4 protein-coding genes are annotated in these 12904 nt (G+C 70.4%); 2 read left to right on the top strand and 2 right to left on the bottom strand.

Annotated elements, in window-relative coordinates; genetic code table 11:
* Positions 1-20: 20 nt before the first annotated feature.
* Positions 21-554 (top strand): hypothetical protein, encoded by a 534-nt coding sequence (locus JQX13_RS38495; RefSeq protein WP_203404400.1) that lies wholly within the window; start codon positions 21-23, stop codon positions 552-554.
* A gap of 81 nt (positions 555-635) precedes the next feature.
* On the top strand, positions 636-1469 hold the full coding sequence (locus tag JQX13_RS38490) for a type VI immunity family protein (protein ID WP_203404399.1): 834 nt from the start codon (positions 636-638) through the stop codon (positions 1467-1469).
* A 42-nt stretch (positions 1470-1511) separates the two neighbouring features.
* On the opposite strand, the gene JQX13_RS38485 is transcribed toward JQX13_RS38490, so the two are convergent.
* The gene (locus JQX13_RS38485) at positions 1512-2978 is read right to left on the bottom strand and encodes a glycoside hydrolase family 6 protein (protein WP_203404398.1); all 1467 of its coding nucleotides are present in this window, start codon (positions 2976-2978) and stop codon (positions 1512-1514) included.
* 105 nt (positions 2979-3083) lie between these two features.
* A complete protein-coding gene (locus JQX13_RS38480) occupies positions 3084-12872 on the bottom strand; it encodes a non-ribosomal peptide synthetase/type I polyketide synthase (RefSeq protein ID WP_203404397.1) in 9789 nt (3262 codons plus the stop codon).
* Positions 12873-12904: the final 32 nt, after the last annotated feature.

Here is a 12904-nt window from a genome sequence, read left to right as displayed (position 1 = left end):
CCCACGCTATCGTGAGTCCCATGCTTCATACCGTGAAGAGTGGGCCCATACGACTCCTGGTGCTCCTGGCCGCACTCCAAGCGGGGTGCCTGTTGGAGTCAGAGCCCCCCATCGAGACCGCGGGGAAGTGTGGCCCACGAGACCTGTCGCCCGAGTGCTGCCTCAAGGAGTTCCCCGGGCAATGGGAGCGCTGCACGGGCGCGTCGACCTACTCGACGGGCATCAAGGTGATTGCCGCCGGTGTGGCTGTAACCGTGGCGTTGAACCCCGTGATCGACGCAGCCGAGCGCCGGGGCGTGGAGCTGGCCGCGGACCTGCTCGCGAAGGTCGAGAAGGCCATCGTGCAGTGTGTCCGCAAGGCGGATCAGGAGGTCAACGACTACCACTTCAATGGCAGAAGCCCGTGCCCAGAGACCAACCCCGCCGTCTGGAGCAGGTATATGAAAGGGCCCTGGTTGGGCCGCACACAGGGCGATGTCTATAAACAAATCCTCCACACTGATCCCAACCTTGTTTCCCCAAGACACGGAGTAGAAAAGTGGAGCCCGGAGTAGAATGGAAATGCCCCCCTGAGATATCCGAGACTGAGATACCAGAACTGGCGCGGCGGGTTGGTCGCAAGCGATGCCTTGCTCATGTGCTTCTACATGCAGTACGCCAACAACCAGATTGCACCCGCCGTCATTCGTGCCCTGGAACTCTTCCGCGAGCGAATACGCCCCTACCAACTGGCCTGGTACGCAGGCGAAGGGCAAGCCGAACCGCTCGATGGCTCCGCATGGGATGAAATCCGCAAGAAGACATTGGAGCCGGAGCCCGAAGAGGGCGCATTCCAACAAATGTGGGATGACCCCATCCGGGTGGATGGACTGCACGTGGACTACAGGGGGCTACCCGTTGTCCCCCTCCCCTGGCCGGACCGGAAAGATGATGTGAGCGTACTGTACCTGCGCCTGCCTACGGAGTACCTGGAGGAGCAAGGCCCGGACCGGGTACGAGATCTGGCACTCGAGCTGGCGCAAGAACTCCCCTTCAGCTCAGGGTTCGTAGACTTCTCCCTCTGCTCGAACACCTGGGATTTTGACGAGGCTCTCAATCTCATCCGCCCGCGCTACCCGGGGGTACACCTCGCCCCGAGCAGCGCCAACCTACGCATGAACACCTGGGTGGACGGGGTGCACTGGATGAACTTCCTCGGGCAGCCGGTGCTCGGCCAACTCGGCGGTGTGGATGCCCTGCGCGAGCGTCTGGCGCTCCCGGGTATTTCCATCCGGGAGATGAGCGGAGAGCGGGTCCTCATCACGCTCGGCGAGCGGCCAGAGACAGGCGATGTGGAGGCGGGCCAGACGCTCCCCCTCCACCGCGCGCTCGCTCGGCTCCTCGAGCCCCACCTCCATCACCGGACGACCGAGCTCACCCGTCTGAGCCCCGAGGAGCTGCTCCGCTGGGAGCGCCGCTTCCTGGACTGAACGGAACCGTCCAGCCCCGGAAGCCTCACGGGTGCCCCGCGCTCACGTCCCGTCGATCAAACGGATCGCCAGATCGGGGCTGAACTGACCCGCGGGCACGCCCGGGGCGATACCGCACGAACCATCCGAGTCACCGGGAACCTTCACCCACAGCAGCAGCTCGGCCCCTCCGCCGATCTGCGACGGAGTACCGAGCTTGCGCCCGGCCGGATTGCACCACTCACCGTTGGAGCCGTTGCCATTGCGGCTGGTATCCACCACGAACGGCAGGGTGTACCCGTACCGGTTGGACAGGGCGGTGTTGACCGCCGCGGCGTACGAGCTCGACTGGGCCGTGGTGTAGAAGTTCGACACGTTGAGGACGAAGCCCCGGATGTTGCGTGCCCCGGCGGACTCCAGCCGCTGGGCCATCGTGTCGGCGGCGATCCATGAGGCGTTTCCGCCATCGAGATAGGCCCACGTGTTCGGCGCGCGATCGCGGAGCTGCTCGGTGGCATAGCGCAGCAGGCTCAGCCGGGTCTGGCGCTCGGTGTCATTCGACAGGCAGTCCAGCTGGGCCAGGGCGTCCGGCTCGATCAGGACGATGGCCGGGCGGTTGCCGATGCCCGCCGCGAACGCGGAGATCCAGGTCCGGTAGGCCTCGGGGCTGCCCGCGCCACCAGCGGAGTGGCTGCCGCAGTCGCGCCCGGGGATGTTGTAGGCCACGAGCACCGGCAGCTTGTCGGCGGCATCGGCGGCTCCGACGAAGCCAGACACCGCCGCGGCGATATCTCCACTCCAGTTGCCGAACCAGCGCGCGCCCGGCTTGCTCGCGATGGCCGACTGGATGCGCGACGCACGCGAGTCTCCCCCGTTGGCACGCACCCACGCCGCGGGGTTGGAGTTCGGATCGACATAGAAGCCGCTGGTCATCGCGAGCGGTCCGGAGCCGCTGCTGCCTCCACTCGTGGTGAGCGAGATGTCATCGAGCCGGGCCGTGAAGGCGCCTCGGCCGCCGAGCTGGAAGGTCACCTGCCCCTGGTTGGTGGACAGGGACGAGGTGAACGGGAACGAGAACCGCCGTGACGTGGCATCGAGCGAGATCTGCCGATCCAGCGTCACGGTGTACGGCGCGCTCTCCATCTGCACCGTCACGCGGACCGACACACTCGCCGTGGCCGTGGCGGTGAACGCCAGGGTGTACGCCTGACCACTCGTCAGCGAGACGGCGCTCTGCCCGACTATCGCGTCCCACGGGTTGGAGGTGCTCCCCGTGACATCCACACGCCACTGACCATTCTCGACGCGGGACGTGGTGTTGGCCCCGTTCCACCACGGTGTGGTCGTGCCCGAGCTGAAGTTTCCGTTGGAGAGCAGCTCGGTGGTCGCGGCCTGCGCGTCCACGGTGAGGGTCGTGGTCCCAGGAGCCGTTTCAGGCGCCGGGCCACAGGCGAAGGCCGACGCGAGCGTCAGCGAGCCCAGGACGAAGCGACGAAGAGACAGAGAGCGAGCGATCCCCTGCGTTTTCACGAAGCCATTCCTCCTGCATGCGGACGAACACCGGTGTTCGTCACTCGGTGTATGCACGAGGTTTGTCCTGATTTCACCGTATTTCTTGTTATTTACCGGAAAGTGTCATCCGCGCTTCTCGAGGATCGCCGCCACCTCGGCGTCGAGCAGGTCGGCCAGCTCGCCTTCGGAAAGTGCCTCGATCGACTCCGGCACCTCGCCAGGAGCCTGGTCCAGGATGGACTCGGGGGCGGACACGGCGGGAGGAAACTCCTGAAGCAGGTGCGTGGCCAGGGCGATGATGTTCGGGAAGCTGAAGGCCAACGTGCTCGGCAGCGTCCGTTCGAGCTCCGTCTGGAGACGGTTGCGCAGCTCCAGCGCCATCAGCGAATCCAACCCCAGTGCGAACAGCCCCTGCTCGGGCTCGGGCAGTTCCCCGCCATCGAGCTTGAGCAGCTCCGCCACCACGCGCTGGAGGGACGAGACCGCCACGTCCATGCGCTCCTTCACGGGTGCCGTCTCCAGCCGCTGCCGGAGGGTGAGGCGCGGCGCCTCGGCGGAACGAGTGGCCACCGGCCGCCGCATCAGCTCCGAGAGGAGCGGACCCGTCATCCCGAGCACTCCGGCGAAGCGCGCCCAGTCGATGGGCAGCACGCCGATCTCCGCGGGAGCACCGGCCAGCAGCTGGCCCAGCAGGGCCAGCGCCTCGGCGGGAGGAATGAGGCCAACGCCGAGCTCCTTCCACCGCTGCCTCGCGAGCGCGTCGAGGGTCGTCATCATCCCCACGTCGGCCCAGGGGCCCCAGTGGATGCTGAGCGCTGGCAGGCCCTCGGCGCGCCGCTGGTGCGCGAGCGCGTCCAGGAAGGCGTTGGCCGCGGCGTAGCTGCCCTGGGCGGGAGAGCCCACCAGCGAGGCCCCCGAGGAGAAGAGGACGAAGGCATCCAGCGGCAGCTCGCGGGTAGCGGTGTGCAGGTTCCACGCGCCCCGCGCCTTGGGCGCGAGCACCTTGTGGAACCGCGCCGGATCCTGTCCCTGCAACACGCCGTCGTCGAGCACGCCGGCCGCGTGGAACACGCCCCGAAGCGGCGGCCACTCCTGGCGCACGTGCTCCAGCATCCGGGAGACCTCGTCCGCGCGGGACACGTCGGCACGAACCACCTCCACCCGCGCACCCCGAGCCCGCAGTGACTCGAGGGCGCTGGAAGCGGCCTCACCAGCGCCACTGCGTCCCACCAGCACGAGGTTCCGCGCGCCGCGCTCCACCAGCCACCGGGCCACGCACGACCCGAGCGCACCGAGGCCACCGGTGACGAGGTACGTCGCATCCGCTCGAGGGCTCCACTGTGCCCCGGGGCGGGGGTCGCCGCGCACCACGCGAGGCACCCGGCGCTCGGCTCCACGCAGCGCCACCTGGTCCTCTCCGCCCGGGACGAGCACCACCCCCAGCAGGGACTCCGCCTCGCCCGGAGACGAGGACGCATCCAGGTCCACGAGGCCACCCCACAGCGAGGGCTGCTCCAGGGCGATGGTCCGGCCCAGGCCGATCAGCGGCGCCTGCCAGGCGGCGACCCGTGCGCCCTGCTCCACCGCGAAGGCTCCGCGCGTCACCAGCCACAGCCGCGCATCCACCCCGCTGCCCGCGAGCGCCTGCACGAGCCGCAGCGAGCCACCGCACGTGAGGGCCTCGGCCTGCTCTGGCTCGTGCGCATCCAGGCCCCACAGGTACACCACGCGACGAAGCCGCGGGCCTCCAGCCGGGAAGGCTCCGGCCACGACCCGCTGGAGATCCTCGGCCCGGAGCGGATCCGCGGTCCATGAGCCCGGGGCCACCTGCTCACAACGCGAGCCCCGGCGGACCCGTACCACGGCCTCGCCTCGCGCGGACAGCAGTGAAGCCAACCGTTCGGCGACACCGCCCTCGTCCGCCAGCAGCAGCCAGCCCCCTCCCCGCTCGGCGGCCGGCATGGACGGCACGAGTTCCTGTCGTCGCCACGCCACCTCGCACAGCCATTCGGTGCGAAGCGCTGGCGACTCCTCGCGGACCTCGGCCGCTCCGAGACGGCGCAAGCGCAGGCCGGACACCTCGGCCACGACCGTCTCCCGCTCGTCGAGGAACTGAAGATCCCCACAGGGACGCTCCTCGTCGTCGCGAGCCACGGCACGGACCCACCGCACGGCCGCGCTCCGCTCGAAGAGGGCGATGCGCTCGGCGCCAGCGAAGGAGAGTGCCCCATCCGCCATTCCCACATGCGCGGGCAACGCCGCCGCGAGCACCTGGAAGGAAGTCTCCAGCCAGGACGAGACATCCGCACCCGTCAGTGTTCCACCGGGCAGCTCGCCCAGGGCCTCACCCTCCCGAGACCAGACGGAGCCGTGCACCCGCGAACAACGTGCCCGAATCCCGGCGACGGACACCTGGGCCGCTCCGGCGCCCGCACGCCCGGCACGCACCCGGCCCGAGGCGTGCAACAACCACGGAGCCTCCGGTGACTCATCCCCACTGCTGGAGATGCGGAAGGACACCTGTCCCGTCCCCTCCTTCGTCAGCACGGACTGCACGGTGCGGGGCCCACGCTCCAGGACCAGTGGCTCGTGGATCTCCAGGTCCTCCACCACCGAGGCGGCACGTCCGAGCACGGACTCCGCGGCCTCCAAGGCCGCCACCGCGAAGGCCACCGGAGGCACCGGCTTCGAGCCCGCCTCCAGTCGCGCCTCGAAGAGGGGCACCGCGGAACGAAGCCGCTTGCCCGGAAGCACGGAGGGCACCGACGGCTCCACCCGAGCTCCTTCGATCCGAGCCTCCAGCTCGGCCGGCTCCACCCAGTAGCGGCGCCGCTGGAAGGCGTAGGTGGGCAGCTTCACGCGGCGGCGAGAGTAGCCCCGCTCGAACCCCGCCCAGTCCACCTCCACACCGCGCGTGTAGAGCGAGGCCAGCGTCTCGAGCATCGCCCGCCAGTCGTCCCGGCCCTTGCGCAGCGAGGGCAGCCACGCCGCCTGGAGCTCCGGAAGACCGCGCTGCCCCAACCCCGACAGCGTCGGCTGGGGGCCGATCTCCACGAACACCGTCACGCCGCTCTCGCGCAGGGCGCGCAGGCTGTCGAGGAAGCGCACCGGCTCGCGCGCGTGACGACGCAGGTACTCGGCGGACAGGCCCGTCACCGGACGGCCCGTGAGGTTGGAGATGAGCTCGATGCGCGGGGCGCGGAAGGACACACCCGAGGCCGCTCGCTCCAATCCGCCGAGCATCGGCTCCAGCAGCGGCGAGTGGAACGCGTGCGACACCTGCAGCGAGCGGCACTCGACACCCTCGTTCCTCAGCCGCTCCACCACGGCCCGCACCGCCGCGCGCGCGCCGGAGATGACCACCTCGGTGGGACCGTTGATGGCGGCGATGGACACCTGCCGCGAGTGGGGCCGTAGCGCCTCGGCCACCCTCGCCTCCTCGGCGAAGATGGCCGCCATCTCCCCGTCTCGAGGCAGCGACTGCATCAAACGCGCGCGCTCGGCGATCAGCTTCAGCCCCTCCTCCAGGCTGAACACTCCGGCCACGCACGCCGCCACGTACTCGCCCACGCTGTGACCCAGCACCGCGTGCGGCTCCACGCCCCACGAGCGCCACAGCTCCGCCAGCGCATACTCCAGCGAGAACAACGCCGGCTGCGTGTAACCCGTCTCGTCGAGCAACGAGCCCGGCTCCCCTTCGGGCGGGAAGAGCACCGACAGCAGCGGGCGCTCGAGGTGGGGGCGCAGCAACGCGTCGCACCTGTCCAGCGCCTGGCGGAACACCGGCTGAGACGCGTACAGCTCGCGCCCCATGCCCACGTACTGGCTGCCCTGGCCCGTGAAGAGGAAGGCCACCTTGGGCGGACCCTCCTCGCGAACCCGGCCCGAGTACACCCCCGCCCCGGTCCGCCCCGCGCGGAAGGCCTCGAGCCGCTCGCGGAGCTGTGCATGCGAGTCGGCCACGAGGGCCACGCGCTGACCGAGGTGCGTACGTCCGGCGCCCGCGGTGAAGCACACGTCCGGCAACGAAGCGGGCTCCTTCGCGAGGTACTCCGCGTATCGCTCCGCGAGCATCCCGAGCGCCTTCTCATCCCGGGCCGACAGGGGCAGCACATGCAGCGGGCGTTCTGGACCCTCGGAACGAACAGGCGGGGCGGCGGGAGCCTCCTCCAGCACCGCGTGCGCGTTGGTCCCGCCGAAGCCGAACGCACTCACCCCGGCGCGGCGAGGCCCGCCGTTCGAGGGCCACTCGGCCAGCGCGGTGTTGACGTAGAAGGGCCCGCGCTCGAAGTCGATCTCCGGGTTGGGCGTCTGGAAGTGGAGGCTCGGGGGAAGCTGCCGGTGCTCCAGCGCGAGCACGGCCTTGATGAGCGAGGCGATGCCCGCGGCGGCATCCAGGTGGCCGATGTTCGTCTTCACCGAGCCGAGCGCACAGGAGCGCTCGCGCACGTGAGGCCCGAAGGCCTGCCGGAGCGCGGCGACCTCGATGGGATCTCCCAGGGGCGTGGCGGTGCCATGGGCCTCGACGTAGCCGATGGTCTCCGGCCCCACCCCGGCGGCGGCGAGCGCGCGGGAGACGACCTCGGCCTGGCTGTCCACGCTGGGGGCGGTGAAGCCCACCTTGGCGGAGCCATCGTTGTTGATGGCGGTGCCGCGGATGACGGCGTGAATCCTGTCCCCATCGGCGAGCGCATCCGACAGTCGCTTGAGGACGACGAGGCCCATGCCGTTGCCGAAGAGGGTGCCCTGCCCCCGCGCATCGAAGGCGCGGCAGTGCCCGTCCGGCGAGGCGATGCCGCCCTCCTGGTGGAAGTAGCCCGGCACGCGAGCCACCTTCACCGAGACACCACCGGCCAGGGCCATGCCGCACTCCCCGGAGCGCAGCGACTGGCAGGCCAGGTGGACGGCCACGAGCGAGGTGGAGCAGGCCGTCTGCAGCGTGAGGCTGGGACCGCGGAGGTTCAGCTTGTAGGAGACACGCGTGGCGAGGAAGTCCGCCGAGCCGGCCACGAAGCGGGGCAGCACCTCGGAGCGGAGGTTGCCCAGCAGGTGGGCGAAGGGCAGATAGCCATTGGGCGCGAGGCCAGCGAACACTCCCACGGAAGCGCCCTGACGGGTCCTCGGGCTGTAACCCGCGACCTCCAGGGCCTCCCAGGCGCACTCCAGGAAGAGGCGGTGCTGCGGGTCCATCAGCTCCGCCTCGCGAGGCGAGTAGCCGAAGAGCCCGGCGTCGAACTGCTCCACGCCCTCCAGGGACGAGGCCGCGCGGATGAAGGACGGATCGCGCGCCAGCGCCGGATCCGCCCCGAGCGCCACCAGCTCCTCGGGCGAGTAGAAGCGGATGGACTCCACCCCCTCGCGGAGGTTGCGCCAGAACTCGTCCACGTCTCGAGCGCCAGGGAAGCGGCCCGCCATGCCGACGATGGCGATGGGCGCCAACTCCCCGTCCGAGCGCCGTGGCACGGGCGCGCTCACGGGCTGACGCGCCTCGGGACCCGCACCGGGGCCGGACAGGTGACGCGCGAGGGCGCTGATGGTGGGGTGCTGGAAGAGCTCGGTGACGGGAAGCTCCTTGCCGAGCACCTCGCGCAGCCGCACGCGCACCTGGGCGAGCAGCAGCGAGTGCCCCCCGAGCTCGAAGAAGTTGTCGTGCAGGCCCACCTGCTCCAGGTGGAGCACCTCGCGCCAGATGGCGCCAATGGCCTTCTCCACGTCCGAGCGGGGCGCGTCGACGATGGCCTGGCGGCCCGAACGAAGCCCTTCGGGCTCTGGCAGCGCCTTGCGATCCACCTTGCCGTTGGGCGTGAGTGGAAGCGCCTCGAGCACGGTGAGCGACGACGGCACCATGTACTCGGGGAGCCGCTCCTTGAGGAAGGCGCGGAGCTCGGGCCCGAGGAGACGGGTGCGCCGGGTCAGCAGCGGCTGATTGGCGAGCACCCCACCCTCGGGGTCCACTTCGACCCCGGGAGGCACGCGCTCCGGCTCGGCGGCACCGCGCCAGAAGACGACATCGTAGCGGCCGTCAGAGCCATGGCGGCTCCAGCCCGGCGCGACCGAGTAGCCCAGCGACTCACCGAGCCGCCACAGTGCCTCTGGATCCACGCCCACGGGCACGTGGGCCGCGAGCTCCGCCCGCCACTCGCCCACCGTGCCGGCACCACCGGCCTCCATCCACTGGAGCGTTCGCACCTCCTGCTCCAGCCGGCCGTTGCGCACGCCACGCAAACCCCATGCCTCCGGGGCCTCGCGCTCCAGGTGCTGACGGATGGCCTCCGGCGTCCACGCCTCCTCCCAATCCGTCCACGAGGCCCGCGCCGCCGGGGGCACCTCGCCCACGCGCAGGACGGCCTGGTAGCGGAAGCGGCTCATCTCGTTGAGGAGGCGCCCGCGCCGGGGGGTGATGTCCACGCGGCCGATGCGCGGCAACTCCCGTCGCAACGCCAGGAAGAACCCGGGCGCGAGGACCAGCTCCTCCTCTTGGGCCACCGCCTTGCGCACCTGCTGGAGCAACTCGGCCCGGGAGAGCGTGGGCGCGGACTGGTGGAGCTGCACCGAGGTGTGGAAGGCCTCCAGCAGCGGCAGGCTCCGCACGTCACCCACGAAGACGGCGCCGCCCGGACGCACCGCGACCACCGCGCCCGCGAGCACGGTGCGCAGGTACTCGGCGCTGGGGAAGTACTGGACGACCGAGTTGATGATGACGAGGTCGAACGAGCCCGGCTCGATGCCCGAGAAATCGTCGGCCGCCCGCTGCAGCAGCGTCACCTGGGACAGCCCGCGCGCCTCCACCCCCCGCCGTACGTTCTCCACCGCCGCCGCCGAGAAGTCCGCGGCCACGTACCGCTCGCACGAGGGCGCCACGCGGAAGAGCACCATGCCACTGCCGAAGCCGAGCTCCAGCACCCGCTTCGGCTTCAGCGCGAGGATGTCCGCGGCGGTGGTCTCCACCCACTCGCGCATCTCCTCGGCGGGGATGGGCTGGCCGGTGTAGCTGCTGCTCCACCCGGAGATGTCGAAGTCCGGATCCCGCGAGCCCTGCCCCGTCCCGGCACCCTCGCGGTAGATCTCGCTCCAGACGGTGCGCCACTGATCGACCTGCTCGGTGCGCAGCCGCTGCGACTCCTCGACGGCGGCATCCGGCTGCATGGCCACGTAGGCGAGCAGACGCTGATCGCCCGGGGAGAGCTCGCGCGCCACCGCCACGGCATCACGCACCGCCGGGTGCTGGCGCAACACGGACTCGATCTCCCCGAGCTCGATGCGGAAGCCGCGCACCTTCACCTGATGGTCGATCCGTCCGAGGAACTCCATCCGCCCATCCACGCGCCAGCGCACCCGGTCGCCCGTGCGGTACATGCGAGCGTGAGGCACCTCCTGGAAGGGGTCGGGCACGAAACGCTCGGCGGTCAGCTCGGGCCGGTGGAGGTAACCCAGGGCCACGCCTTCGCCGCCGATGTACAGCTCGCCGGGAACGCCCACGGGAACGGGCTGCTGATGACGATCCAGCACGTACACCCGGGTGTTTGCGATGGGCCGCCCGATGGAGACGGACCCCTGCCCCACATCCACCCGGTGCACCATGGACCAGATGGTGGTCTCGGTGGGCCCGTAGAGGTTCCACAGCCCGGCGCCACATGGGACCAGCGCGTTGGCCAGATCGCGCGGGAGCGCCTCACCGCCACAGAGCATCTTCAACTGCGGGTGGCCCTTCCAGCCGGCGTCCAGCAGCAGGCGCCAGGTGGTGGGCGTGGCCTGCATCACCGTGGCGCCGATGGAGGCCATGCGCGCGACCAGCCGGGCTCCATCCGTGGCCACCTCCCGGCGGGCGATGTCCACGCGCGCACCGACGGTGAGTGGCAGCAGCAGCTCCAGGCCCGCGATGTCGAAGGACAGCGTGGTGACGGCGAGCAGCACATCTCCGGGCTCCAGGCCCGGCTCCTGGCGCATGGCGTGGAGGAAGTGGGCCAGCGCGCGGTGCTGGATCTGAACGCCCTTGGGCCGTCCGGTGGAACCCGAGGTGAAGAGGACATACGCCACGTCGTCCGGCCCGGGGTTGCCCTCGGGAGCCGACTCCGGCAGTCGCCCCACGAGCTCGCGCTCCAAGTCGAGCCGCACCACCGTCATCCCCTCCACCGCGCCACCGAGCCGCTCCAACAGCGCGGGCCCGGAGAGGAGCACACGCAGCCGCGCATCCTCCACCATGAAGGCGAGCCGCTCCTCGGGGAAGGAGGGATCCAGGGGCACGTAGGAGCCCCCTGCCTTGAGGATGGCCAGCAAGCCCTGGAGCATCTGGAGCGAACGCTCGCCGGACAGACCCACGCGGGTGCCCGGTCCCACGCCCAGGGAGCGCAGGTGGTGCGCGAGCTGGTTGGCCCGCGAGTCCAGCTCCGCATAGGTCCACGACACGTCCTCGAAGGAGACGGCCAGGGCATCGGGCGTGCGCCGCACCTGGGCCTCGAAGCGGCGCGGGAAGGTGGGCTCGGGCACGGGCTGACGGGTGTCGTTCCACGCCAGGAGGAGCTGGGCGCGCTCCTCCTCCGTGAGCACCGGCAGCGAGGAGATGCGCCGCGAGGGATCCGCGACCACGGCCTCCAGCAGCACGCGCAAATGCCCCGTCATCCGCCAGGCGGTGGCGTCATCGAAGAGGTCGGTGTTGTAGAGGAGGTAACCGAAGATCCGCTCCCCCTCCTCGCTCATCATCAGGTCCAGCTCGAAGCGGGTGACGCCCTGCCGGAAGGGCAGCGACTCCATCACCCGCCCATCGCCCCACTCGATATGTCCGCCGGGGAGGCCCTGGGTGAAGCGCAGTGCCTGGGGGTAGCGCTGCGAGCCGAGCACCACGAAGGCGACCTGGAAGATCGCGGGCCGGCTCGGAGCGCGCGCGGCCTGCAAGCGCTCGACGATGACGTCGAAGGGGTACTCCTGGTGCGGAACGGCGGCGGAGGCATTGTCACGCGCCTGGGCGACGACCTCGGAGAAGCGAGGATCCCCCTCCAGCCTGCCCCGGCGCACGATCGGGTTGACGCAATAGCCCAGCGTCTGGGCGAACCCGGTGCGGCGGCCGCGGCAGGACGCGGGCGTGCCCACGAGGATCTCCTCCTGCCCCGAGTAGCGGTGCAGGAGCACCTGCCAGGCGCTCAACAGCGTGTTGTACAGCGTGGCACCGTTCGCTCGGGCCAGCTCCTTGATTCCCCGGGACAGCTCCGGGGACAGCTCGAACAGGAGGATGTCGCCGCGGGGCGACTGGACCGGTGGGTAGGGACGGTCGACCGGAAGCTCGATCGAGGGCAGCTCACCGCCGAGCGCCTCCTTCCAGTAGGCCCAATGACGCTCTCCCTCCTCGCCGCTGGCGCGCTCCTCCTGCCAGTGGACGAAGTCGGCGTAGGGGCGGACGGTCCACGGAGCGGGAGGCGCCTCTCCGCGCGTCTCGGCGGCGTACAGCCCACCCAGCTCGTGCATCAGCTCCACCAGCGACGGGAAGTCGATGACGATGTGATGCACCACGAGCAGCAACAGGGACTCCTCCCCGCGCCGCAGCAGATGGATGCGCAGCAGGGGCCCCCGTGCCAGCTCGAACGGACGCTGGTAGCGCTCCACCAACCAGGACTCCAGCGCCGCCTCGCTCCAGCCGGACGCGTCCAGCTCCTCGAAGGGGATGACGACGCCGGAGCGCACCTCCTGCACGGGGCCTTCGGAGCGCTCCACGAAGACGGTGCGCAGAATGGGGTGCCGGTCCATCAGTGACTGGCTGGCCCGCCGCAGTGCCACGGCGTCCAACAGCGGGCGGGTCCGCGCGGAGAACGCGAGGTTGTAGGCGGCGCTCCCGGGCGCGCTCTGGTGCAGGAACCACAAGGCCCGCTGACCATGGGACAGCGGAAGGGACACGGGTTCCTGGGGCTCGGCGGCGGTCATCTGGAGGAGGTGCTCCATCCCCTGAGAAAATG

The sequence above is a fragment of the Archangium violaceum genome, assembly GCF_016859125.1.
GTDB classification, from domain to species: domain Bacteria; phylum Myxococcota; class Myxococcia; order Myxococcales; family Myxococcaceae; genus Archangium; species Archangium violaceum_A.
Note: the sequence above shows the minus strand (reverse complement) of the source record. Positions and strands in the feature narration are given on the sequence as shown.